General features: G+C 36.3%; 20 protein-coding genes and 4 pseudogenes. 9 read left to right on the top strand and 15 right to left on the bottom strand.

Annotated elements, in window-relative coordinates; genetic code table 11:
- Positions 1 to 69: 69 nt before the first annotated feature.
- Together RHABOEDO_RS00995 and RHABOEDO_RS00990 are read right to left on the bottom strand one after the other, a co-directional pair.
- Positions 70 to 852 (bottom strand): hypothetical protein, encoded by a 783-nt coding sequence (locus RHABOEDO_RS00995; protein WP_215216707.1) that lies wholly within the window; start codon positions 850 to 852, stop codon positions 70 to 72.
- Positions 849 to 1,907, bottom strand: coding sequence for a glycosyltransferase family 32 protein (locus tag RHABOEDO_RS00990; RefSeq protein WP_215216708.1), 1,059 nt, complete (start codon positions 1,905 to 1,907; stop codon positions 849 to 851). Before RHABOEDO_RS00990 ends, RHABOEDO_RS00995 begins: the two co-directional genes overlap by 4 nt.
- 418 nt (positions 1,908 to 2,325) lie before the next feature.
- On the opposite strand from RHABOEDO_RS00990, the pseudogene RHABOEDO_RS00985 reads away from it, so the two are divergent.
- Positions 2,326 to 2,598 (top strand): annotated as a pseudogene (locus RHABOEDO_RS00985) (transposase); the annotation flags it as partial.
- Here RHABOEDO_RS00985 and RHABOEDO_RS00980 read toward each other — a convergent pair.
- The 9 genes and pseudogenes from RHABOEDO_RS00980 to RHABOEDO_RS00940 all read right to left on the bottom strand — a co-directional run.
- Positions 2,570 to 3,163 carry a hypothetical protein gene (locus tag RHABOEDO_RS00980; protein WP_220017663.1) on the bottom strand — a complete coding sequence of 198 codons (594 nt, stop codon included), beginning with the start codon at positions 3,161 to 3,163 and terminating at the stop codon, positions 2,570 to 2,572. The pseudogene RHABOEDO_RS00985 and the gene RHABOEDO_RS00980 overlap by 29 nt on opposite strands.
- A 48-nt stretch (positions 3,164 to 3,211) precedes the next feature.
- Positions 3,212 to 4,246, bottom strand: a complete 1,035-nt coding sequence (locus RHABOEDO_RS00975) for an IS630 family transposase (RefSeq protein WP_215216421.1) — start codon at positions 4,244 to 4,246, stop codon at positions 3,212 to 3,214.
- Between the two features lie 151 nt (positions 4,247 to 4,397).
- Positions 4,398 to 4,652 (bottom strand): transposase, encoded by a 255-nt coding sequence (locus RHABOEDO_RS00970; RefSeq protein ID WP_220017542.1) that lies wholly within the window; start codon positions 4,650 to 4,652, stop codon positions 4,398 to 4,400.
- Positions 4,625 to 4,894, bottom strand: a complete 270-nt coding sequence (locus RHABOEDO_RS00965) for a helix-turn-helix domain-containing protein (RefSeq protein ID WP_434062187.1) — start codon at positions 4,892 to 4,894, stop codon at positions 4,625 to 4,627. Before RHABOEDO_RS00965 ends, RHABOEDO_RS00970 begins: the two co-directional genes overlap by 28 nt.
- A gap of 3 nt (positions 4,895 to 4,897) precedes the next feature.
- Positions 4,898 to 5,101: a hypothetical protein gene (locus RHABOEDO_RS00960; protein ID WP_220017662.1), complete on the bottom strand. Its 204-nt coding sequence runs from the start codon at positions 5,099 to 5,101 to the stop codon at positions 4,898 to 4,900.
- A gap of 506 nt (positions 5,102 to 5,607) precedes the next feature.
- On the bottom strand, positions 5,608 to 5,784 hold the full coding sequence (locus tag RHABOEDO_RS00955) for a hypothetical protein (protein WP_220017907.1): 177 nt from the start codon (positions 5,782 to 5,784) through the stop codon (positions 5,608 to 5,610).
- A gap of 272 nt (positions 5,785 to 6,056) precedes the next feature.
- Positions 6,057 to 6,302 (bottom strand): ISAs1 family transposase, encoded by a 246-nt coding sequence (locus RHABOEDO_RS11365; protein WP_220017661.1) that lies wholly within the window; start codon positions 6,300 to 6,302, stop codon positions 6,057 to 6,059.
- The gene (locus RHABOEDO_RS00945) at positions 6,277 to 6,684 is read right to left on the bottom strand and encodes an ISAs1 family transposase (RefSeq protein ID WP_281069587.1); all 408 of its coding nucleotides are present in this window, start codon (positions 6,682 to 6,684) and stop codon (positions 6,277 to 6,279) included. The genes RHABOEDO_RS11365 and RHABOEDO_RS00945 overlap by 26 nt, the downstream gene beginning before the upstream one ends.
- A gap of 69 nt (positions 6,685 to 6,753) precedes the next feature.
- Positions 6,754 to 7,114, bottom strand: a pseudogene (locus RHABOEDO_RS00940) (transposase); the annotation flags it as partial.
- 203 nt (positions 7,115 to 7,317) lie between these two features.
- Here RHABOEDO_RS00940 and topA point away from each other — a divergent pair.
- Complete coding sequence (gene topA / locus RHABOEDO_RS00935; protein ID WP_215217694.1) at positions 7,318 to 9,861, top strand: type I DNA topoisomerase; 2,544 nt, start codon at positions 7,318 to 7,320, stop codon at positions 9,859 to 9,861.
- A 315-nt stretch (positions 9,862 to 10,176) separates the two neighbouring features.
- Here the strand turns inward: topA and RHABOEDO_RS11360 are convergent.
- Both RHABOEDO_RS11360 and RHABOEDO_RS11355 read right to left on the bottom strand, forming a co-directional pair.
- Positions 10,177 to 10,645, bottom strand: a pseudogene (locus tag RHABOEDO_RS11360) (transposase).
- A 20-nt stretch (positions 10,646 to 10,665) separates the two neighbouring features.
- Positions 10,666 to 11,679: an IS30 family transposase gene (locus RHABOEDO_RS11355; RefSeq protein ID WP_215216525.1), complete on the bottom strand. Its 1,014-nt coding sequence runs from the start codon at positions 11,677 to 11,679 to the stop codon at positions 10,666 to 10,668.
- Positions 11,680 to 11,756: 77 nt separating this feature from the next.
- Here RHABOEDO_RS11355 and RHABOEDO_RS11350 point away from each other — a divergent pair.
- A pseudogene (locus RHABOEDO_RS11350) lies at positions 11,757 to 12,039 on the top strand (transposase); the annotation flags it as partial.
- A gap of 74 nt (positions 12,040 to 12,113) precedes the next feature.
- Here the strand turns inward: RHABOEDO_RS11350 and RHABOEDO_RS11345 are convergent.
- Positions 12,114 to 16,223, bottom strand: coding sequence for an autotransporter outer membrane beta-barrel domain-containing protein (locus RHABOEDO_RS11345; protein ID WP_256439917.1), 4,110 nt, complete (start codon positions 16,221 to 16,223; stop codon positions 12,114 to 12,116).
- A gap of 357 nt (positions 16,224 to 16,580) precedes the next feature.
- Between RHABOEDO_RS11345 and RHABOEDO_RS00905 the strand changes: the two genes are divergently transcribed.
- Complete coding sequence (locus RHABOEDO_RS00905) at positions 16,581 to 16,763, top strand: hypothetical protein (protein ID WP_215217346.1); 183 nt, start codon at positions 16,581 to 16,583, stop codon at positions 16,761 to 16,763.
- A gap of 239 nt (positions 16,764 to 17,002) precedes the next feature.
- Here RHABOEDO_RS00905 and RHABOEDO_RS00900 read toward each other — a convergent pair whose 3' ends face one another.
- Positions 17,003 to 19,105 (bottom strand): YjbH domain-containing protein, encoded by a 2,103-nt coding sequence (locus RHABOEDO_RS00900; protein ID WP_215217347.1) that lies wholly within the window; start codon positions 19,103 to 19,105, stop codon positions 17,003 to 17,005.
- 273 nt (positions 19,106 to 19,378) lie between these two features.
- On the opposite strand from RHABOEDO_RS00900, the gene RHABOEDO_RS00895 reads away from it, so the two are divergent.
- From RHABOEDO_RS00895 to RHABOEDO_RS00875, 5 genes are all read left to right on the top strand, one after another.
- Positions 19,379 to 20,392, top strand: coding sequence for an IS30 family transposase (locus tag RHABOEDO_RS00895; RefSeq protein WP_215216525.1), 1,014 nt, complete (start codon positions 19,379 to 19,381; stop codon positions 20,390 to 20,392).
- A 75-nt stretch (positions 20,393 to 20,467) separates the two neighbouring features.
- A complete protein-coding gene (locus RHABOEDO_RS00890) occupies positions 20,468 to 20,917 on the top strand; it encodes a DUF2227 family putative metal-binding protein (protein ID WP_215217609.1) in 450 nt (149 codons plus the stop codon).
- A gap of 225 nt (positions 20,918 to 21,142) precedes the next feature.
- Entirely contained in the window at positions 21,143 to 23,290 is a 2,148-nt protein-coding gene (locus RHABOEDO_RS00885) for a GreA/GreB family elongation factor (RefSeq protein ID WP_215217610.1), read from the top strand.
- 72 nt (positions 23,291 to 23,362) lie between these two features.
- A complete protein-coding gene (rdgB, locus tag RHABOEDO_RS00880; RefSeq protein ID WP_215217611.1) occupies positions 23,363 to 23,956 on the top strand; it encodes an RdgB/HAM1 family non-canonical purine NTP pyrophosphatase in 594 nt (197 codons plus the stop codon).
- Positions 23,956 to 24,432: an NYN domain-containing protein gene (locus RHABOEDO_RS00875; protein ID WP_215217612.1), complete on the top strand. Its 477-nt coding sequence runs from the start codon at positions 23,956 to 23,958 to the stop codon at positions 24,430 to 24,432. The genes rdgB and RHABOEDO_RS00875 overlap by 1 nt, the downstream gene beginning before the upstream one ends.
- Positions 24,433 to 24,479: the final 47 nt, after the last annotated feature.

Below are 24,479 nucleotides of genomic sequence, written 5' to 3'. Positions count from 1 at the left end.
AAAAAATCTCGTTTATATTGGAGAGTTTAACCTACTCCGTTTAAGGAGCAACCCCTTCTTTGTGTGCAATTATGGCATGTATATTAGAGCTAACATATGCCAGCGTAAGTTTTTTTCTTGTATTTTTCCTATATATTTTCGCATTTTATCAAGAGATTTAAAAGCAAAAGCGATGATCTCTTTATCGCTAAGCCTTAAAGCAAAGCCAAGTGCTTTATCGGGCTGCTTTAGAAGCCTACGGATTTTTTTAAGACATAAAGAGAAAATGGTTTGCACAATAATAACTCTTATTATCAATAGTCCTGTTAGGATCAAAGGAATCCATAAAGTTAGACTGGGTAAATCATCAAAAAAAAATAAACAACTTAATTGATAACACCAAATTCCAACTAACAAAAAGAGAAATAGTACAACTTCCTTTGGATGAAAAAAAATAGGGCCAAAATAACGCCTAAGCCAGTTACGCGAGGTTTTATACGCTAACACCTCTTCAAAAAGATTCTCCTTAAAAGCAATTCGCGTAGCATGAACAAGTTCATGTGCTAGAATCTCTTCTTGAGCACACCAAAAAGGAACACCTTTTTTTTTTATTTGCACAACAGGAGTAAAAATACCCTGATTCTCTTCTATATAGGTAGCAGCAGCTTCCCAAAGGTATAACCGATCGGTAAGCTCAATTCTTACCCAACTTGGATAAATATCAAATAAAGATTGTACAAAATCTAGTGCTTGATAAAAAGTTTTTTGACATTTAGCTAATTCGGTTCTTTTAAGAAAAAGAAAGACCTCCTCTTGAGGACCAGGAATAAAACCATGAAAATGGCATTCCATCAACTTTTCATCATTAATCACGTTCTTAACGACCTGCGCATAAAGAGAAAAAGTCCTACAAAGCCTATAATATTTAATACTCCTAGAGCTGCAAAACAAAGATACATTTGATTCAACTTTTTGCAAATCGCAACTAGCTTTTTACGAACCATTTTTTCAAATATAGATTCTGTTTCATGCCAACTTCCTGCATATTGATGTCGAGCAAAAATTGCTAACTCATCTCTTGGCGCATCAAAATAATAAGCTGGAAAGACAATATCTTGATTTTCTCCTTGATTATTTTTATTCTTTACAGCCTCTCCAAATAACCAAAACGTACGGTGCAAAACACGATTTAACGTAGAATCCCGGTCACTTCCGTGATATTCCTCTTGAATTGTATCCCAACTGCTAGACAATAAATCCATACATTGCTTTAAGATAGGATGATTAGGTTTTGCTCCTATTAAACTATTCGTAGTACAAATACAAGAAGGCAGACTGCTTGTGTAAGGCATATCGATACCGCAATAAAAATCATAAGCTCGATTTAGCAAATCAAATTCTTTGAAACATTTCACATCGTGATCTACATAAACCCCTCCTTCTTGAAATAAAATCTCATAACGCAATAGATCGGATTGCTCTCCAAAGTTATCAGAAATGACAAAATAGTCGCGAAGTTGTATAAAAGAGAGGCTATTTATCAAACGTTGTTTCATTCCAGGACAAGGAGATGGCCTATTACGATCTGTCCAAAAATTTATCTCCCAATCTGGATGCTTTGCTATCCACATACGTACATTTTCCACTGAAGCTAATGGAAATGGCTTTGGACCGAGCCAGATAAAATGAATGATCTTAGGAATACGATAAGAAACACCGGGATCTTTTAATAGATGTCTACGTTGCTCGTAGATATGGGAAAAAAGATGTAAATATTCAAAATCTTCTTTAGTTTTAATATACTTCCAAGCAGAGGTGTGCTTGCCACTTAAGCTTTCAAAATCATCTACTACAACGATACTTTTTTTTGAATAGCACGAAGGACACAGGAAAAGCATCATCATAAAAATAAAAAGGCACTTAGCCATAAGGGTTCCTTTAAAAAAGAGCTTTACTTAAAGAGTAATAATCTTCTTTGTTTGCCGTCAAGACTTATGGGAAAAATTAGCTTTATTCTTTTACTTTAGGCGAGTACTTCCAGATATACTAGTTTGATTTCAAATTAAGAGTTTTAATATATAAACATTTTTATAAAAAGAACAACCTCTTCTTGCAAGATAGAGCAACTTTTTCAAAAAAACCCATTTATGCAATTCTTAATTTGAAATCAAACTAGTATAAACAACAGGCTCAGCTTGGCGCGGTATTTCATAACCAGAGTCTGAAAAAGTGCTTCTTATAGAAGCTCTTGGAGACGATATAGTCTCATACCCAGAATCTTCTGAGAGCCTGTTTAAAATCTTTTCAGTAAGGCATATAGAAGCATTTTCACTACATAAAAACCATTTGTTCGTTGTAAAAAGTGTTTTAGCAGATGGAGGATATTCTGGAGAAAGATTTGCAAAGAGTGTGCAGGAAATATTAGGATGTATATTAGAAATAGCCAAAAGAAATGCACTTCATACTTTTACAGTTATTCCCAAAAGATGGGTTGTAGAGCGTTCTTTTGCGTGGATAGAAAAATGTCGCAGGCTATGGAAAAATTGCGAAAGAAAACTACATACAAGCCTGAGTATGGTGGTTCTCGCTTTTATTGCTCTACTTTTGAAAAGATTTTAAACAGGCTCTGAGGATTTCTTTTTTTGCTATTTTTTATTTCTGTATAAATAGGATCCTTATTGCGAGAAACATTTAAAGGTCTTGTAAAATTTTCACTTTCTGCATCGCATTCAAAACCACTATCAAAAGCATGTAGAGTATAGCGGGCTTGAGGGATCGGACAAGATTTTCTTGCAAAGCATTTATGGAAAAATCCCATGATTTTTTTCAGTAGACTTTTTTCTTTAGTTACTCGTTGAGAAGCCAGCTTATAAAGAGGATTAGAAATAGCCCTCCCAGAAGGATGTGTTGCCCAAGGAATAGGAGGAGGATTATTTTTTTCGAATTCTTTACTCTCTTTTCGAGAATCGCCTTTTAATTCTGCATATATAGGATCTACAGATAAGAGGGTAAATGTAAATGTAACAAAAGTATCCCTAATTTCACTTCGATATCTTGTCATAAATTCAAAAAATGCATTTTTTACATTTTTTGAGGATAAATTTAGTGAATGTTGTAAGTAATTTTCTACTATATCTGATTTCTCATGATTTTTAGCCTGGGAAATAGAAAATTGTTCTCCCATAGCCTCTTGAAAAACATTTTTTAAGTTTTCATATATACTAGTGCCGATTCAAACGGCTAGCTTAATGGGATTTAAGTCAACGACTTGAAACTTGTCGTTTATCCTACATTTCAAAATATCTGTTATTTTCGGTATCTCTTCTAAGAAGAATCCTCTAATTGCCTGAAAAAAAGTCACCGACGTTTCGTAATATCGATTGTATACCTTCTTTTCCTTTAAGATCTTCCACAAGCGTTCAATAGGATTCAAATTCGGCGAATAAGGAGGGAGATAGTGCACTTTAATCCTAGAAGACATCAGAAACTCTTCTAGTTTCTTATTTTTGTTTGATCTTGCATTATCCAAAATTACATGAATAATTCGAGCCTCTGTCTGTTTTTCTAGCTTCTTGAAAAAATCGAGCATTGCATCGGCATCAACTGTCTTATATTCCTCTGTAAAAATCTTCATTCCTGTCAGGCAAAGAGCTCCAGCAAAATGCAATCGCAATTGTTTCCCGGATGTCTGCAAAGTCTTTTGAACGCCTTTTTTGATCCATCCACATACGGCTTGGGACTGATGTTCAGGATGCACAGCATCTATGAAATAGATCTCTTCATCAGGGTTTAAGGTCTCCTTTAAAGCCCTATATTGTTCTATGAAAATTCGTTGTTTTTCAGGATCTAATTTCCCAGGAATCTTTTTAGGACGTTTATAAACAAATCCGTGCTGTATGAGCCAATCTGTCATGCCACTTCGGGAATATTTTATCCCATATTGCTCATGCACATAAGCTATGATCCCTTTGACTTTAAGATAGGTCTTTTCCTGTAGGTGTTTTAGTAGAGACTCTTTTTGGTCTTGTGAAAGTTTTGATTTGCTACCGCCTCGAGGGCTACTTCCAGTTTTATTTTCGGAATCATATTCTCTGAGGTATTTCTGAACAGTGATAGGGCTTATCCGGAGTGTTTTAGCAAGATTTTTTGTTGAGATACCCTCATCATAGCCCAAAATTACACAAAGCCTATTCCGTTCAGAATAGTCTTTTGGATGCTTTAACTTGTGTTCTAAGTCAGCTCTCTGGCTAGGGATCAGTTTTTTCATACTCAATAGCTTAACACAAAACAAAATATTTTTCTATACGATTGAATCGGAACCACTATATACTAGTGCCGATTCAAACGGCTAGCTTAATGGGGTTCAAGTCAACGACTTGAAACTTGTCGTTAATCCTACATTTCAAAATATCTGTTATTTAGCGTTCAATAGGATTCAAATTCGGTGAATAAGGAGGGAGATAGTGCACTTTAATCCTAGAAGACATCAGAAACTCTTCTAGTTTCTTATTTTTGTTTGATCTCGCATTATCCAAAATTACATGAATAATTCGAGCCTCTGTCTGTTTTTCTAGCTTCTTGAAAAAATCGAGCATTGCATCGGCATCAACTGTTTTATATTCCTCTGTAAAAATCTTCATTCCTGTCAGGCAAAGAGCTGCAGCAAAATGCAATCGCAATTGTTTCCCGGATGTCTACAAAGTCTTTTGAACGCCTTTTTTGATCCATCCACATGCACAGCATCTATGAAATAGATCTCTTCATCAGGGTTTAAGGTCTCCTTTAAAGCCCTATATTGTTCTATGAAAATTCGTTGTTTTTCAGGATCTAATTTCCCAGGAATCTTTTTAGGACGTTTATAAGCAAATCCGTGCTGTATGAGCCAATCTGTCATGCCACTTCGGGAATATTTTATCCCCTATTGCTCATGCACATAAGCTATGATCCCTTTGACTTTAAGATAGGTCTTTTCCTGTAGGTGTTTTAGTAGAGACTCTGTTTGGTCTTGTGAAAGTTTTGATTTGCTACCGCCTCGAGGGCTACTTCCAGTTTTATTTTCGGAATCATATTCTCTGAGGTATTCCTGAACAGTGATAGGGTTTATCCGATGAATCGGAACCACTATATACGAACTTTGGATGACACTCTAAATATAAACACAAGCTTATTAACGCAACCAGATTGAAAACTCTTTTTCATATCCTGAAAGACCACCTTTTCTACATCTTTTGAAGCTAACTTCAGTGTAATTTTAGGCCTTTTTACTGTTAGATTTGATGTCGGTATGAAAGGACAAATAGGCGACATTGTAATTATTTCCTCATTATAAAAATGCTTGTTTAGGAATTGTAGAAGTTGGCTCTTTCAACCTCAAAGTGCACAAAAAAGAACATATAAATACTTGAAAAAACATCTATTGTGCACCCGAGCATAGCATGTTTGTAGATAATCTCCTAAACACTTCTAGTGGAGTTTCGAAGTTGAGAGCTTTTCTTAGGTCTGTTATTTAGTATAAGTTTCCACACTTTCCATATCCTTGGAAGTAGTATCTAAAAAACTTTGTGTTTTAGGAAAATATTGCCTAACTAGTCCGTTTGTATGCTCATTTAAGCCTCTTTCCCAAGAATGTTAGGGCATTGCAAAGTAGAAGTCTGTCTCTAGCTCGAAACTAACCATTTGGTGATAGGCAAATTCTTTTCCGTTGTCTGCTGTTAATGTGTGTACAAAATCTTTGATAGGTTTAAGTTGTTCAATTAACGTTTGACTTACTTCCTCTGCAGTTTTATGAGAAACTTTGGCGAGCATAAGGCATTTAAAAAATTATATAAATGCTCTTTTAACTGCTGATGGGTTTGCAGGGCATAGGACATTAAAAGAGTAATTTTAAACCCTTCTTTCGATATACAGGATCATTTAAACACAAAGCTTTTTAGATACGACTTCCAAGGATATGGAAAGGGTGGAAATTTATACTAAATAACAGACCTAAGAAAAGCTCTCAACTTCGAAACTCCACTAGAAGTGTTTAGGAGATTATCTACAAACATGCTATGCTCGGGTGCACAATAGATGTTTTTTCAAGTATTTATATGTTCTTTTTTGTGCACTTCGAGGTTGAAAGGGCCTTTGGTTAATGCTCCTAGAACAAGCTTTCTAATGCTTGCCAAATTTTGGACTCCAATTCTATCTCGGTAACGAAGTTTATCTTCTCGGAAGCTAACATCCAAGACCCAATGTAATGAATTTTCTATTCCCCATTGACCGCGAACGACTTTTGCTAGAAGATGAGCATCTATTTTACAACTTGAAACATAGTATTCCATTTCTCTGCTTGTTTTTCCCTTCTCTCTCTGTTCGGGTACGTATCACCATTCCAACAGACAGCAACCCTTCCCACTCCTTTGCGCTGGGAAGTTTTGTAGCATCTAGAGAATAATATTTTCTTAATTCAATTCTTCCATGGGATTTTTCCATTGTCTCATAAGCATCACTGTCAAAATCGCTATAGTTTTTTGTTTCAGCATTCTCAAATAAAGCTTTTATCTCTTCAAAAAGATTTGGATGATTTCTTTTTACTGGAAGCACGTAGTCTGCGCCCATATTTATGGTCTTCTTAGCAATTGCTTTTTGTGTATTAAGAGCATCCGCTGTAATAATGCTACTTTTGAGATCCAATAAATCCATTAACTTTGGAAGAGCTTTAATCTCAAAAGTATCGTTATAAGAGGATGAATAAAATTGCAGGATGCTCCTCTAGGATCAGTAATGGTATCAAGAGTCAGTATTTTTAACACTTTGAGCATCAATAATTACAAAGCTTGTTTTCTCTTTCCGACCACTGCTTTTTCTGACCTCGCCAACCAATTTTTTTTAAAACTATTTCAAGAGTACTCTTAGAATTTTTATCATCTTTTTTATTCCAAAGAGGGAAATAATAATAACATAATTCCCATTTAGGATATTCTATGGGTAACATACGCCACTGGCAACCACTTTTTAAAATGTACAAAATTCCACAAAAAATATCATATAGATCAACTATTCGTGGACGTGTTTTTTTGCGTGTAGACTCAAGTATTAAATGGATTTTGCTAAATTGTTTACGAGAAATATCGCTTGGATAAGAGCGGGTCATAATTACCTCCAAAGGTTTTATGAAAACTATCATTATACCTTACTGAAAAGATTTTAAACAGGCTCTAAGACATCTTAGGAGAAATTTATCTTGATTTTGACAAGCATAGCACTTAAGCTGCCCACTTTTAATCCATTTTGTGACTTGTCTTTTAAAACAGTCTTGTTGTACTGCTGGTTTAAAATAGATATACATAGGTTATAATGACAAAAGCATTAATTATTGTAGAATCTCCGGCTAAAATTAAAACACTAAGAAAGCTCTTAGGATCAAATTACCTATTCGAATCCTCATTAGGACATATACGCGATTTGCCACAAAAAGGTTTTGGAATTGATGTCGAGAATGACTTTGAGCCACAATACACCATTATGTCCGATAAAAAGGATGTAATTGATCGTTTAAAAAAAGCGGCAAAACAGGTAAGCATTGTTTACTTATCTCCAGACCCTGACAGAGAAGGAGAAGCAATTGCATGGCATATTGCTTCGATTCTCCCTAAAGGGACTAAATTTAAACGAGTCACTTTTAATGCGATTACTAAAGAAGCGGTATCAGAGGCACTAAAGAACCCCCGTCAAATTGACCAAGGTCTGGTAGATGCACAACAAGCGCGTAGATTGCTCGATCGAATTGTAGGATATAAGATTTCGCCTATTCTCATGCGCCGAGTACAAGGCGCGCGAGATGGAGGACTTTCCGCAGGTCGTGTTCAATCAGTTGCATTAAAGCTAGTCGTTGATAGGGAAAAAGAAATTGAAGTTTTTCTTCCTGTTGAATATTGGAATATTCAATCCATTTTGCAAACAGATAAAAATAGTACACCGATTTATGCTTGCCTTTATGCAATCGATGGAAAAAAAGTAGAAAAAGAAGCGGTCCCCGGTAAAGATTATATCCTTATTAATAAGGAAGAAGCGGCTCATAAAGTTGTAGCACAGCTACAAAATTCTTCCTATAAAGTACAATCTGTTGAAAGAAAAGAAAAAAAACGCAATTCAGTACCTCCTTTTATTACCTCCACTTTACAACAAGAAGCAAGTCGACACTTTGGATTTTCCGCATCGCGCACTATGAATATTTCGCAAGGCCTGTATGAAGGAATTGACCTTGGCAATACAGGAGCTGAAGGGTTAATTACCTATATGCGTACCGATTCTGTTCGTATTGCTCCAGAAGCAATTGACTTAGCCCGCAAGTATATTACAAAAGTATATGGTAAAGAATTTCTCCCCTCTCAAGGCAAACAGTACTCTAGTAAAAAAAATGCCCAAGACGCTCACGAAGCTATAAGACCTACTAGCTTACAATATAGCCCAGAGGAAATTAAAAGCTATCTGACAACTGATCAATATAAATTATACCTACTGATTTGGCGTCGGTTTTTAGCTTCTCAAATGAATCCAGCCATCTATGATACGGTTTCCTGCGACATCATAACCAATCAAAACATGTTGCTGCGCGCTACGGGCTCTACTCTTAAATTTTCTGGATTTTTAGTCGTGTATGAAGAAAAAAAAGATGTTCCTGAAAAAGAAGAGCAGCAAGAAGATGAAAAAATGCTCCCTTCTTTGGTTGAAGGTCAACCCTTACTTCTCCTTGATGTGGATGCACAGCAAGCTTTTACCCGTCCTCCTCCTCGCTTCACAGAAGCCTCTCTTGTTAAAGAATTAGAAAAATCAGGAATTGGTCGCCCTTCCACATATGCAACCATCATGAATAAGATTCAAAGTAGGGATTATACGGTTAAAGAAAAAGGTTCTCTTAAACCAACAGAGCTGGGAAGAGTCATTGCACAAATGTTAGAAGAAAATTTTAAAATGATCATGGATGTAGGTTTTACTTCTGCAATGGAAGATGAATTAGAGGAAATTGCCTATAATCATAAAAACTGGAAAGTATTACTTCATGATTTTTGGAAAAGATTTATTCCTTTTGTAGTAGCTGCTGAAAAAGAAGCCTTTGTTCCACGAGTAGCTACAGATATTGATTGTCCTAATTGTGGTCATAAATTAGAAAAAATCTGGGCACGCAATAAATACTTTTATGGTTGTTCTAGCTATCCTACTTGCGACTTTACTACCCCTTTAGAAGCCTTAAATTTCAATAAAGAAGATTACGACCCTAACTTTAATTGGGATCAACTCTGTTCTAAATGTGGTAGCGCCATGAAAATTCGCTATGGTCGATTTGGTACTTTTCTAGGCTGTTCACGATACCCAGAATGTAAGGGAATTGTGAATATCCCTAAAAAAGATGAAATTTCAGCACAAGATCTCCCTACATGTCCTGCTTTAGGATGTGATGGGAAAATGGTGCAACGCCGTTCTCGTTTTGGTAAACCCTTTTTTTCCTGTTCTAACTATCCAGATTGCGATATAATCATCAATAATCTTGATCAACTCACTGAAAAATATGTGAATCATCCTAAAACTCCCTATGTTTCTAAAAAACCAAAAAAAGGAAAAAAAAGCCCTTCTAAAATAAAAAAAACAGATAAAAAGCCCATAAAAAATGCACATTTATATACCCTATCTTCTGAACTGCAAGCCATTGTTAAAGAAGAAAAGCTATCTCGCCCGGAAGTGGTAAAAAAAATGTGGGAGTATATCAAAAAACATAACTGCCAAGACCAAAAAAATAAGCGCCTGATTATTCCAGATACCAAATTAGCTAAAGTCTTTGGCTCAAAAGAGCCAATTGACATGCTCAAACTAGCAGGTCTTTTGACTCCGCATTTGCAATGATTTTTAAACAATAGCCTACAAAAATGCCAGTATGAGTCCAAATGTAGCTACAAAAAATTCCCTGAATAAACTGCAGGCAAATGAACATTACAATCACAGAGAGTAAAAGAGCTAAAATTGTCTTTTTTTCTTTCAAAGAGATCAAAGGGTTTTTAAAAAGATTGCGTACTATTTGATGAACCTATCTTGAATTAAATTTACTGTTTTAAAGATACTTGCCGACTTAAGAAATTCATCCAATATCCCAGTAGTCCAAACATTAATAGTCCGTTCCAATATATTGCCTTTCTTTCCCAGCGCACTGTAAGAGCCTGTTTAAAATCTTTTCAAAAGTAGAGCAATAAAAGCAAGAACCACCATATTCAGGCTTGTATGTAGTTTTCTTTCGCAATTTTTCCATAGCCTGCGACATTTTTCTATCCACGCAAAAGAACGCTCTACATCAGTATTTTTAACACTTTGAGCATCAATAATTACAAAGCTTGTTTTCTCTTTCCGACCACTGCTTTTTCTGACCTCGCCAACCCATTTTTTTTAAAACTATTTCAAGAATACTCTTAGCATTTTTATCATCTTTTTTATTCCAAAGAGGGAAATAATAATAATATAATTCCCATTTAGGATATTCTATGGGTAACATACGCTACTGGCAACCACTTTTTAAAATGTACAAAATTCCACAAAAAATATCATATAGATCAACTCTTCGTAGACGTGTTTTTTTGCGTGTAGACTCAAGTATTAGATGGGCCCTTTCAACCTTGAAGTGCACAAAAAAGAACATATAAATACTTGAAAAAACATCTATTGTGCACCCGAGCATAGCATGTTTGTAGATAATCTCGTAAACACTTCTAGTGGAGTTTCGAAGTTGAGAGCCTTTCTAGGTCTGTTATTTAGTAAAGTTTCCACCCTTTCTATATCCTTGGAAGTCGTATCTAAAAAGCTTTGTGTTTTAGGAAAATATTGCCTAACTAGTCCGTTTGTATGCTCATTTAAGCCTCTTTCCCAAGAATGGTAGGGCGTTGCAAAGTAGAAGTCTGTCTCTAGCTCGAAACTAACCATTTGGTGATAGGCAAATTCTTTTCCGTTGTCTGCTGTTAATGTGTGTACAAAATCTTTGATAGGTTTAAGTTGTTCAATTAACGCTTGACTTACTTCCTCTGCAGTTTTATGAGAAACTTTGGCGAGCTTAGTTAGCTTGGAAGTTCTTTCTACCATTGATACAATTACGCCTTTATGTCCTGCCCCTATGACTGTATCTAGTTCCCAGTCTCCTAAACGAGTCTTTTTTTCTACAATACAAGGCCGTTGCTTAATATCTATACGACCAGGCATGTTCCCTCTTCCAGAAGCTCCCTTTCTCTGCTTGTTATATTTTTTCCCTCGATGACGGAGCTCTCTATAAAGCTGTCCTCCCTGTCGTTTATCTTTCCAGATATGATTATAGATGGTCTCATGACTAACATGTTCTTTACCATGTCTTTTAAGCCATCCGGATATTTGTATAGGGCTCCATTGCAACTTGATTTTTTCTTCAATACGGGTAACTATTTGAGGAGTCATTTTTTTATTGGGCTGAGAATTTTTTCTAAGAAATGCTTTTTCTTGAGCTTGCTGATGACGGTATCCTCGTTGCCCTTTATTTCTCTTAAGTTCCCTACTAATAGTGCTATGATGAACTTTTAGAATGTTTGCTATTGAGCTAGATGTATCTCCTCTAGCTTTTAAAATATAAATCTGACATCTTTGGTCATAGGTTAGGTGATGGTAGCCTTTAGGCAAGGTCTCTCCTTGTGTTTGATTGTTAAAAATCACAATAGAGATTCTTTCATCGCCTGCCTATTCTTTTTTTAATTCTTCTGTGCACTTCAAACTTGAAAAGACTACTAAATAAAAACAATTTGTTCGGTGTAAAAAGTGTTTTAGCAGATGGAGGATATTCTGGAGAAAAATTTGCAAAGAGTGTGCAGGAGATATTAGGATGTATATTAGAAATAGCCAAAAGAAATACACTGCATACTTTTACAGTTATTCCTAAAAAGATGGGTTGTAGAGCGTTCTTTTGCGTGGATAGAAAAATGTCGCAGGCTATGGAAAAATTGCGAAAGAAAGTTACATACAAGACTGAATATGGTGGTTCTTGCTTTTATTGCTCTACTTTTGAAAAGATTTTAAACAGGCTCTAAGCCAAATATAGGAATTGGCAAAAGGTATTCCAAGCATCTACATAAGACGGTCAAAAGCAAGAGTTAAAAACTCCAACACGCATTCATATTTATTTCATTCACTGTTGATTTTTTTCCAAAAAACCCTTCATATCCTATAGATAACTGGATGTCTCCTTGGCGGGAAACAAGAAATTGCGCACCTACGAGCAATTGATCAATTGTTTGGTGAAAACTAGAGGCTACAAAATCAGATTTACAAAATGTTCCCTCTCTAAATTTAGAAGCGTAATGACCGCGTATTAGAGGAGTTGTTCTCAACCAACCTATATTGATACTAGGAACTAAGCAAAAACCACTAACACATGATTCTTTAACGACTTTAATACTGACCAAAGAGCGTAAGAAGGAAGAGCGTTTGTCTTTTACAGAAAGGTCGAGAGATTGAGCTCCTGTTTCTTTAAATTTCTCTTGGAATGAGTTGGTTTGATCTAATCTGATCTCAGGTTGCACGAAAAAATTGTCTATATCGAAAGGCTCTAATCTAAACCCTGCTAGGAGAATCTCTGAGAGGTTCCAAGTAGTAGGATCGCTATGTGCTTTTCTAGAAAACCCTGGAAACACAATTTTTCGATCCACATCATAGAAATTCCCTGCTCCTAAAAGCAGAAAATCAAAATAGAAATTTTCAGAGTCGTACTTAACATAAGGACCTAAGTATATGGAGTCAGCATGAGCATGGCCTACCTGATGTTTCCAATCAAGTTGGGCATGAGAGTACCCAAACCCTACGCCCAGGCTCCACTCATCGAGAAATACTCGGTCTGCCCCTACTACAGCTCCATAGGTGTGAGCTGTAAAGCCAGGAGCTTCTTTATGCCCATCTTGTGAATAAACAAACCCTAAAGGGTTAAACCAAACATTTGTAGGTTCATCGATATCTTTATAACAATAGGACCTTTGACCAACTCCTGCTACAAAAAAAGTATTGGCAAGATTAAAATTGTTCTCGAGTTCAACTAAGGGCAGAGATCCAAATGCAGCAGGGGTTAAGCTATTAAGTGCTTTTGTATATTCATTTATCGGTAACTGGATTAACTTATTAGCTACTACAATTAGATCTGTATTTGCAAAATCAAAGTTATCACAAAATAGATAACCTGCTACAGATCGAGCATTACCGGTCAAGCTGGAGTTAGGTATACCTAGAATTACAGAAGAGGCGGTTAAAAAGAGTTGGGCTTGGTTAGGAAGATAATTGATGGTATAATTAAGGGGGTCGCCAAACAAGCTACTAAATTGCCCGGTTACTGCTCCTGCGGTAAGAAAAGTATACGTTGTTCCTTTTAGGTAAACCCCGGGGTTAAGAGTGACATCTACATTTCCATCCAATGTAGCAGTTCCTGTTACATTTAAGAGATTAGCTGCTCCTGTAGCATCAATTTCTATACCTAATGTACCAGATGGGTCTTGTACATAATTTCCATTGATTGTAAGGGTTCCAATAGAATTCCCCGAACGAAGACGACCCCTGTTATTTATAGTCTTTACATTGAATGTTCCAGATCCAAGAGTTGTGCCATAAGTAAAAAGAAGATTTGCAGTAATTGTTCCATTATTTTTCAGTACGGCACGACTCTCTAAAAAAATATAGTCGCTGCTAAAACGCTCTCCCTCAGGAACAACAAGAGCCCCTTGTATAATATTAGTGCTACCTGAAAAATCATCAGATCCAATAAAAGATACTCTTCCAATTCCATCTTTATATAGAGTACCATTACCTGATATTCGACCTTCGTAAACTCCTTCAAAATTTTGGTCAAAAACTAGAGTTCCTAATTTGTTAATAAGAACATCTCTTTGTATACCGGATGTGTCTCCTATCACAATTCCGTCATCTATGATCAAATTTCCCGTAAGAGGGAACGATGGAGGGAACAATGCTAGTAAAACCAATGTTCCCTCATCTGTTTTTGTGAGCGAACCTTCCCCCACGAAAGGGGTTGTAACAGTTAAAGTACAAGAAGGATTTACAGCAATAGTTCCCCCTGGATCTAAAATAATAAGTCGTTTTAAGGAAAAAGTATCCGTTGCTTCAAGGGTTCCTCCTGCAAAAACGAGCTGTGAAGTAGGAAATCCCAGCACATCACTTGCTATAGCAATAGTTCCCTCTTTGATTACAGTAGTTCCTCGATAGTTGTTTTCTTGTGAGGTCATAGTAACCGTGCCACTACCTTCTTTTCTAACCACTGTATTTTGAAAATTTTCTGGATCTGATTGGATACTAAAATCTGCTAGTAAAGAGTTCTCATTTTGAAATACTAACTTAGTGTTACTATGTAAAAAAATATCGTCAGCAAGTCCAAACCCATGCCCAGCGGGTAGAGCAATATCAGATCCGACAGAATCTGTTCCAGGCTCGCCTCCTTGGCTTTGATTCCCACTTAAAGAAACCGAGTCTTGGATAACTAACTGGGCGTTGTTACCAACAAAAACAGCTCCTCCAATTCCAGCTCCTCCTCCACCACTTCCTGCATAAGGTTTTGTTTGTTGAGCCTGACCACCACCAGCTCCTCCAAATTTCCCTCCTTGGCTGACCCTACCATCCTCAAAAATAGGGAAGTCCTTAACATCCTCCTGAAGAAAAGCAGCGTTACCACCACCGCCACCGCCAAAACCACCTCCGCCTCCTCCTCCCCCTCCCTGGAAAGGAATTTTTCTTCCAACAACAATTATTATTGGTTCAACGAATTTGAATCCTCCTCCTCCTCCTGAGATATATTCAACTTTTTCTCCGGAAAGGAGGGTTAAATCGCCTCCTCCGCCACCTCCGCCTCCTCCAAAACCACCACCTCCACCTCCACTACCAAAACCCGTTAGAGGTACTAGTTGCGCTATTGTCTGGGCAAAAGTTCTAGTAGGGAGGCCTGGGGTCGCTCCCCGTTCTTTTTTTGGGGTTGCAAGGCTATACGCCGATGTGGATCCGCCTCCACCACCACTACCATAACCACCACCATCACCACCATTTCTTAGGTTACCTGCAGCACCACCACCACCTACCTCATCACCCCCATTACCAGGTTGAGATACAAGTTGTATTTTTGAGTAACCTATTTCATCTTCGAATGGGCTTACTGCTTGCTCAAATAAAGTTGGGGGCTGTGCAACATATGCCCCGCCACCTCCTCCGCCACCGGCTCCACCTATTCCTCCTGCTCCTCCATCTACGCCTCCTTCTTCTATTTCTCCTGTATATACAGGTTCATCACTTGACAAAAACTCATAAATACCATTTGTAGTAGAACCACCGTCTCCACCGTCTCCACCCCCTCTCCTTAAGTTTCCAGAACTACTACCTGACTGACCGTTTATTATGTTAAAGTTGGGTGTTAGGCTAACATTTATGAATTTACGAGATATGTCACTAATACCACCTATAACATCTAGAAGCCTGCCTAGACCTCTAGCTGGAACTCCCTGTACAAAGTTAAATGGTAGATCGTTGAAGATAAATCCAGGATTTGATAATCCTCCCTTTCCTCCTTTATTTCCTCCTCCTGCTACTGGGTTTCCCATAGATCCATGTTGACCTGGATTATCCCCTCCTCCTTGTGTCCGACTAGCATTTGGGTCAGCTGATGAAAAACTAGCCCCTCCTCCTGATCCACTGAAACCTCCTCCTTTCAAATTTTGAAAACCACTTGCACCTTTTCCTCCTTGTGCAAGATTATTATTAAGAGAGGTGTTATTCAAAGTAACAACAGTATTAGGAGCTACATACACTCCACCCCCTGCTCCTAATCCCCCTCCTCCTCCACTACTTTGACCTGAGATTCCATTTCCCCCAATAGCCGCACCATTTTGTATATTGCAATTTTCGATAGTTAGATTAGCATTTGCAACAAATAAACGATTTTGGTTCCCATCAATTATTTGAGGAACTGTTCCAGAAGTAGTAATCGTTGCCGTTCTTTGGATAACAGGTAATTTGCTAGTAAGCAGAATAGGAGGCAATCCGCTATTTATAGTTATAGTATTAGTAGCTGTATTCCCCGTCTCATTCAGATCTAAAATAGCTTGTCTAAGGCTACCTGGGCCTGCATCGGCCTCACTTGAAACTGTATAGGTATCTCCCCACAAAGGAGCTGAAAAAAAAATTATGCTAGTTAAGATAAGAAAGTGCTTAGAATCCATATATAGTGCTTCCGAAGAATAAAAAAATATTTTGTTTTGTGTTAAGCTATTGAGCATGAAAAAACTGACCCCTAGCCAGAGAGCTGACTTAGAAGACAAGTTAAAGCATCCAAAAGACTATTCTGAACGGAATAGGCTTATACTCAAATGTTATAAATAGTTAACTTTACAGAAGTTTATTCCATAAGAATCATTGATATAACACTTTTATCAAATTTGACAATATATTTTTTTAAACCGTTCTTTAACATCGGCCCTTTCAACCTCGAAATATACTGAAATGCATTAAAAAAAAGACTTTTCAAACACTAAATTCATTGAAATTTTCTAATGGATTGAGATATAAGTTTTGCTCATATGCAACTAAAAGCGAACTTCTTAACAAGAAACCAAAAAGACATCCTCAAGGCTCGTCATCGCCATGAACGGGATAAAAGGCTATGCGATAGAATCAAATCTATTTTATTTTTAGATGAAGGGTGGACATACCCACAAGTAGCACATGCTTTATACTCTTTTACATTCAAATTAAGAGTTTGAATGTATAAACATTTTTATATAAAAGATAACATCTTCTTGCAAGATAGATCAATTTTTTCAAAAAAACCTAGTTATACAATTTTTAATTTGAAATCAAACTATTATAGAGCAGTTTTTTCAAGTATTTATATGTTCTTTTTTGTGTACTTTGAGGTTGAAAGGGCTCTTTTCACAAATAGAAAAGGAGATCCAAGCACAGTTAGAGAGAAGTTAGAATTTTCCGAAGATAAGGATTTGCTCTAGTAATTATAACGGGCGCGATATAAAATATCATAAAGAGGCGTCCCTGTTTTTGCTCTAGCTCCTACATCTCGAAGATAGGCCGACATAGAAAATCCCAGATAGTTACGAGAACTACGGGGAAAAAAAAGATCGAGCGGTAAGACACAACAAAAGCCTTTATCGTAATAGACTCTTCCATTTACTCGATCATGACCATTTGTGATAGTCATCCAAAGAGAAAAACGCAATCCAATAGGAAAATACCGACCTAACTCTATGCGAATTCCTCTTTCTTTGGCTAAAAATCGCCCTACACTCATTTGCAGATCTACATGTAAGGGTTTGCAGTCATAATAAACATCTAGGAAATATTGCATCCCTATAAAAGGAATCTCGACATATCCTGTTTTTTTTAGTTGTTTTATATGGTTGGTAAAGGCAATACCCTGGTATCTACGTTTATAAGTTGCAGCGCATTCTAAACCAATTGCCCAGTTACTATTAACCGGATAAAATAAATACTCTGCTACAATTCCTGCATAAGCGATTTCAAAATAACCGGTTGCTGTGCGAAAAAACCATCCATATCCCAAATTCCAGGTTTTCTGTAAATAAGCCTCTTCTAAAGAAAGTCGATTAGGACGCAAATAGGATAATGTATCTGAACGCACAATAGGTAGATACGAAGGATTTTTCTGATGTTGCGTGATTTTTTGCATACTAGATGCAACCGAATAACCCAGTTGAATTTTATAGTAGAGCTGATCTTTAATATAGCCCTCAGGAGAAAGGATAGCGCCAATGTTGTACTTAAATTTGCCATTGTTGGTACCAAAAAAGGTAAGCATCCGAGGACGTATTACCAATGTTCCAATCGGCTTATGCCTTTGAAAAATAATCGCTTCTTCATAACAATTCTTACACTCTGGAACTTCTTGTAGAGGAGAGAGTGCATTATATGCAAAATCGCTTATTTGATTGTGATACCAAAACCCCAGAAGTTTTCTATCAAAACAATAGGCTTGACAGTTCACTCCGCCTTCTTCTATAACCAGTAAAATACTTGTAATATCAGAAGGGATCAAAGCTGCTAAAACACATTGAATTCTCTCTCTAACTTCACACTCTTCGCGATAACGTGTATTGATAATCTTTAAACACAGCTGCTTTTCCCCAAAAGCATTGTATTGAAGAGTTGCTCTATATAAATCAAGACCTTGCTGCTTTAATGCATAAGCAATTTCTTGAGAAAAGTCTTGCTCATTACGAATACATCCTAAAGGCTCTGTATTGACGGGCGATACATATAAACAAGGATCTTGCGGTTTTGTTTTTTGGTTCAACCCTAGAGGAAATTGCAAACAACCAGATACAGCTACTTCTTTTCCTCTTAGACTTGCAATGGAAAATTGAAAATAATCACCTGCTGAAAATACAAGACCTGTATTTATTTTTCTCTTTAAAGAGTGTGACTTATTACTACCAGAGTCATATTCAGCGATAAGTGAGAGATTTTTCAGAAATGCCTTTTTGCTTTTTCTAAATGGGCTCCAAGATATTCCTGCAAATATCCCTTGTAATCTTTTTCTGCCCCATCCCAAAGAACATTCTAAATTGAGAGAAAGAAGCTGCTTGCTCATCACAATATAAGAGGAATCAACACTCCCTACCCCGATAAAATCATCTATGCCTATAGCAAGAGATGGAACATACGTAAAATCATCTTGAATCAATCCCAACTTAATATTTGCTATTCTAGCTGTGTTTTGTTTTTTCATGCCTTTGTAAATATGGTAATTAGCTGATACTTGAATCCGATCAAAAAATTGAAACCCAACACTGTAAATTTGAAAAGAGGAGGAGGAGGTTATATTTGCTGCTAAAGTGCCTATTGCATCCATACGTGCAGAAGGTATATGAAAATAACCTCCTAATGCTGAATAGTTATAGATAAAAGGGAGCTTATCAGGCATCTCTTCATAAATTTTTCCTACTAATTCTAGATCATGAAAAAGAGAGTTTTCTTCAAATTTTTCTAGGCAAAAAGAATTTTGTTCTGCAAAAATCCAAGAAGTGCTAATAAGAAAAATAGCACAACACATCTTAAGTGAAGAATTCACAAATTACTCTTATCTAGAGTGCGTATATTCAAATATATTAGAAATAAGCTTTATAGGTTGGGAAATACATAGATTTTTTCCAAATACTTTAATCATAATCGCATCCATATGTCGTTTAGAGGTTATTCTTAATTTGAAATAAGATTAGTATATTTTTAAAGGACGCATCAAAAATAAAGAGCTACTTAGTTTTTAACAAGACTAGTCTTTTCAAGTTTGAAGTGCACAGAAGAATTAAAAAAAGAATAGGCAGGCGATGAAAGAATCTCTATTGTGATTTTTAACAATCAAACACAAGGAGAGACCTTGCCTAAAGGCTACCATCACCTAACCTATGACCAAAGATGTCAGATTTATATTTTAAAAGCTAGAGGAGATACATCTAGCTCAATAGCAAACATTCTAAAAGTTCATCATAGCACTATTAGTAGGGAACTTAAGAGAAATAAAGGGCAACGAGGATACCGTCATCAGCAAGCTCAAGAAAAAGCATTTCTTAGAAAAAATTCTCAGCCCAATAAAAAAATGACTCCTCAAATAGTTACCCGTATTGAAGAAAAAATCAAGTTGCAATGGAGCCCTATACAAATATCCGGATGGCTTAAAAGACATGGTAAAGAACATGTTAGTCATGAGACCATCTATAATCATATCTGGAAAGATAAACGACAGGGAGGACAGCTTTATAGAGAGCTCCGTCATCGAGGGAAAAAATATAACAAGCAGAGAAAGGGAGCTTCTGGAAGAGGGAACATGCCTGGTCGTATAGATATTAAGCAACGGCCTTGTATTGTAGAAAAAAAGACTCGTTTAGGAGACTGGGAACTAGATACAGTCATAGGGGCAGGACATAAAGGCGTAATTGTATCAATGGTAGAAAGAACTTCCAAGCTAACTAAGCTCGCCAAAGTTTCTCATAAAACTGCAGAGGAAGTAAGTCAAGCGTTAATTGAACAACTTAAACCTATCAAAGATTTTGTACACACATTAACAGCAGACAACGGAAAAGAATTTGCCTATCACCAAATGGTTAGTTTCGAGCTAGAGACAGACTTCTACTTTGCAACGCCCTACCATTCTTGGGAAAGAGGCTTAAATGAGCATACAAACGGACTAGTTAGGCAATATTTTCCTAAAACACAAAGCTTTTTAGATACGACTTCCAAGGATATAGAAAGGGTGGAAACTTTACTAAATAACAGACCTAGAAAGGCTCTCAACTTCGAAACTCCACTAGAAGTGTTTACGAGATTATCTACAAACATGCTATGCTCGGGTGCACAATAGATGTTTTTTCAAGTATTTATATGTTCTTTTTTGTGCACTTCAAGGTTGAAAGGGCCACTTTAAAAGGATCAAGCTATGGCAAACTATAAAACTCATACTGGATTCAATCTTTTCTTCATGCTACCTGCTTTAGTGGGTTTTGGTTATTATTTCTTTCAGCCCTCAGAGAAAGCTTTGATTATTTTTACGGCAACCTTTACCTATGCCACTTTGTTCATGAATCCAGATTTAGACCTTGTTCACAAAATAAAACTATTTTCCCTGCGTGGATTTATCACATTGCCTTTTCGTGGTTACTCCAAAATATTTAAACATAGAGGCATTTCCCATTCCTTTTTATTAGGTTCTTTTACGCGTATTATTTGGCTTAGCTCCATTCTATTTCTACTTAGTTTTATCTTTTCTTTTTCAGAGAATATCTTTTCTTTTTACAAACATTTTAAAACATACTTTATCTACGCCTTAATAGGAATTTGCTTAGCCGATTGGAGTCACCTACTTTTAGATGTAAGAAAAACAAAATAATTTTTTAAAAAAAATCAATAAAAATTTGAATTTCAAAAAAACAATCCTTTCTATCCCAGGAATTGTTTTTAGGGTTTTAATTGAAGATAATTAGTTGAACTCATATACTCAACGGATGCAAGAAAAAGCAATCTGAACTATTAGTTAAAAAGTCAAAAATGGAGCTTATGATCCTTTTGACGCCGTTTTCTTTCACATATTTTCTATAGATTATAAGGAATTCAAATGAGCTATCTTAAAGATTTCCAAACTCATATCGCTAAACACAACTATTCTGGAGTACTCAAGTTGTGGGAGGAGTATTGCGCCGGGGATGAGTTGGATATAGAAGAACTCAAAGCAATTTTACAAAGTATCAAATACTCTGAAATGGCCGATTCTTTTGGTCTACATGTACAAGAAATTCTGCCCTTGTGGCGAGTTACCCCACAGAGTCCTGGTTCTGAAGAAATATTCAAGCTTATCATTGATTTACAGACAATGAATGATGATGCCTTGGCTCAGATGACCTTAGATTTCTTGAAAGCTAAATACCCAAATGATCCTCTTTTTAACGAAAAAATTCGTTTAATAGGGCTACGCAATCGAGAAAAGTTCCAAGGCGCAGTTAGCAACTTTGAGCTGCTCTCTCATATGAAAATTGGAAATTATGTCTTTCATACAGGAGGATGGGGTGTTGGAGAAATTGTAGATTTTTCTTTTGTTCTCGAACAAGTGAGCATCGAGTTTGATTATGTTCCCGGAAGGAAAGATCTTTCCTTTGTAACAGCCTTCAAAGTTTTAATACCTATTCCTCCTGATCATTTTTTAGCTTTGCGGTTCGGAAACCCTGATTTGCTCGAAAAAAAAGCCAGAAAAGATCCAGTTGGTGTAATTCATATGTTATTAAAGGATTTAGGCCCTAAAACAACCGCAGAAATTAAAGATGAACTATGTGATCTCATCATTCCTGCTAAAGAATGGACAAGATGGTGGCAAGCAACTAGATCCAAGCTAAAAAAAGATACCTTTATTGAAATCCCTGAAGATATTAAAAATAGTTTTAAATTGAGACAAACGGAAATAAGTCATGAGCAAAAGCTCAGTGACGTATTACAAAGTAAGCCTAATGCAGACACTCTTATTGAAATGGTCTATGGATTTTTAAAAGATTTTCCAGAAACACTGAAGAATGAAGAGTTCAAAACAACCCTGAAGACCAAGCTCTCTGAAGCTCTTTTGCTTACTGACATCACTCCTGCTCAAAGCCTACAAATTCATTTCTTTTTGCAGGATTTAAAAGAAGAAAAAGAATCTGAAAATATAAAAGAAATTTTTAAAAACTGTTCCTCTATTTTTAAACTAATCGATGAGATCAAAATCATTAGTTTTAAAAAACGTTGCTTAAACCATCTACAACAAAACTCTGAAGAATGGCCACAGATTTTTTTAGATTTGCTTTTTTATATCGACATTTCTCCATTAAGAGATTATATCCTTTCTGCTTTACTCGTAGCTAAAGCCTCAGATGGCCTCATTAAGAAATTAGAACAACTATACATACATCCAGCTAAATACCCATCTGCTTTTATTTGGTACTTTCAAAAAGTCATTAGCCAAAAAACACTTCCCCTTTGTGATAAACAGGGCCGAACAAGATTTTTTGAAGGGCTTTTAGTTTTACTTAGCAGGATTGAACATCAACCTCTACAAAGAGACCTTGTTAAAAAGATTCATAATCTCCTATCAGCTGGTCGTTTTGCTATAGTGAGACAGATCATGCAAGAATCCAGCATTGAAGATGTAAAAGAATTTCTTCTTCTTGTTACAAAATGTCACTCTTTGAGCGATCACGATCAAAAAATCTTTGTCTCGCTTGCAGAAGTGGCATACCCTCAATTGGCTAAACTTCATAAAAAAGAGGTTCAAGAAGACCTTACTATTTGGACAACCCAAGAAGGATACCAAAAATTGCAGCAAAGAATTCAACAAATAGCCACAGTAGAAACCGTAGAAAATGCTAAAGAAATTGAAATTGCAAGAGCTCATGGAGACCTAAGAGAAAATGCAGAATTCAAAGCTGCCTTAGAGCGTAGAGACAGACTACAATCAGAACTAAAAACCCTATCTGATCAAATGCATCGCGCGCGTGTTTTGTCAAAAGAGGATATCTCTACTCAAGAAGTAGGAGTAGGATCTATTATTGATTGCAAAAATACTCACGGAGAAACAATAAACTACACAATTCTAGGACCTTGGGATGCTGATCCAGAAAAAAATATTCTTTCCTTTCAATCAAAGTTGGCTTCAACGATTAATGGTTTATCAGTAGGAGAGTCCTTTCGGTTTCAAGAAGAAACTTTTACCATAGAAGCAATCCACAGCTATCTTTAAAATTTTGAAAAGGAACTTTGCATCCAATGTCTCTGATTTGTTATATCTTTATTAAAACAAGAGAATAGCTTTATGCGTTTGATTATTGCCAGTAAGAATGTACATAAAATCAGAGAGTTTCGTGCTATACTTAAATTATTTCCTAAATTGGATCTATTAAGCTTAATCGATTTTCCCTCTTATACCCCTCAAGAAGAAATAGGAATAAGTTTTATAGAAAACTCCACTGCTAAAGCTATACATGCGGCTATTCAATTGGATGCGTGGGTAATTGCTGATGATTCAGGACTTGTTGTACCCGCTTTAAATGGAGAGCCCGGTATTTTTTCCCATCGTTACGCAGGGGATAATGCAACCGATAGACAAAATAGGCAAAAGCTGCTTAAATCTATGCAGCATTTGCAAGATCCCTTGCGCCATGCCTATTTTGAATGTGTAATCTCTCTAGCTTCTCCTGAGGGTTTAAAAAAGGCCGCTACAGGAAAAGTAGAGGGGGTTATTTTAGAAAAAGAAAAAGGCAGTTTAGGTTTTGGTTATGATTCTATTTTCCTAAAACACGAATATAGAAAAACCTTTGCTCAACTAGAAGAAGCTACTAAAAATAAAATCTCCCATCGCAGAAAAGCATTAGATAAACTTTTTCCTCTATTAGCATCTCTTATTTAATGCGCTACTTTGTAGATGGTTACAATCTGCTTTTTTATTTAACAAAAAAACGTACTCCCCTGCGCCAATACCGTCATGAACTCATCTCCTATTTCGCAAACTCTATCTCTTCTTTTTTAGATATTGTCTTAGTCTTTGATGGCAGTGATCCTCATGAAAAACACTCTACAAAACATCATATAAGCCAATTAGAGATCATCTATACCCCTTTAAGCATAACAGCTGACTTCTATATCTTCGAAGAGATTCAATTACACAAAAAACCAGCACACACAACAGTTGTATCCAATGATCAAGAGTTGATTAAACGCTGCAGAGCATTAAGAGCAAAAACCCTTTCTTTAACAGATTTTCTCTCTTATGTTGCTAAAAAAAACGAAAAGCAAAAAAGATCCATAGAAACTTCTGTCCAAGAAACTCCACAGGAAATTTCCCGTCTGTTAAAAATCTTTGAAAAGAAATTAAAAGAACCGTGAAAACCCTGTAAATCTCTTCAAGTCCTATTGCTTTTTTTAAGAGCCTG

It is taken from the genome of Candidatus Rhabdochlamydia oedothoracis, from assembly GCF_019453995.1.
Lineage (GTDB): Bacteria > Chlamydiota > Chlamydiia > Chlamydiales > Rhabdochlamydiaceae > Rhabdochlamydia > Rhabdochlamydia oedothoracis.
The sequence above is the reverse complement of the archived record's forward strand: the minus strand, read 5'-3'. Positions and strand labels throughout refer to the sequence as shown.

What these genes read in the sequence shown, in the direction of transcription:
- RHABOEDO_RS11345 (WP_256439917.1), bottom strand. Translation starts at nt 16,223, where the DNA reads ATGGATTCTAAGCACTTTCTTATCTTAACTAGCATAATTTTTTTTTCA.
- RHABOEDO_RS00875 (WP_215217612.1), top strand. Translation starts at nt 23,956, where the DNA reads ATGCGCTACTTTGTAGATGGTTACAATCTGCTTTTTTATTTAACAAAA.
- RHABOEDO_RS00980 (WP_220017663.1), bottom strand. Translation starts at nt 3,163, where the DNA reads ATGGGAGAACAATTTTCTATTTCCCAGGCTAAAAATCATGAGAAATCA.
- RHABOEDO_RS00890 (WP_215217609.1), top strand. Translation starts at nt 20,468, where the DNA reads ATGGCAAACTATAAAACTCATACTGGATTCAATCTTTTCTTCATGCTA.
- RHABOEDO_RS00885 (WP_215217610.1), top strand. Translation starts at nt 21,143, where the DNA reads ATGAGCTATCTTAAAGATTTCCAAACTCATATCGCTAAACACAACTAT.
- rdgB (WP_215217611.1), top strand. Translation starts at nt 23,363, where the DNA reads ATGCGTTTGATTATTGCCAGTAAGAATGTACATAAAATCAGAGAGTTT.
- topA (WP_215217694.1), top strand. Translation starts at nt 7,318, where the DNA reads ATGACAAAAGCATTAATTATTGTAGAATCTCCGGCTAAAATTAAAACA.
- RHABOEDO_RS00955 (WP_220017907.1), bottom strand. Translation starts at nt 5,784, where the DNA reads ATGCTCGCCAAAGTTTCTCATAAAACTGCAGAGGAAGTAAGTCAAACG.
- RHABOEDO_RS00990 (WP_215216708.1), bottom strand. Translation starts at nt 1,907, where the DNA reads ATGGCTAAGTGCCTTTTTATTTTTATGATGATGCTTTTCCTGTGTCCT.
- RHABOEDO_RS00975 (WP_215216421.1), bottom strand. Translation starts at nt 4,246, where the DNA reads ATGAAAAAACTGATCCCTAGCCAGAGAGCTGACTTAGAACACAAGTTA.
- RHABOEDO_RS11365 (WP_220017661.1), bottom strand. Translation starts at nt 6,302, where the DNA reads ATGGAATACTATGTTTCAAGTTGTAAAATAGATGCTCATCTTCTAGCA.
- RHABOEDO_RS00905 (WP_215217346.1), top strand. Translation starts at nt 16,581, where the DNA reads ATGCAACTAAAAGCGAACTTCTTAACAAGAAACCAAAAAGACATCCTC.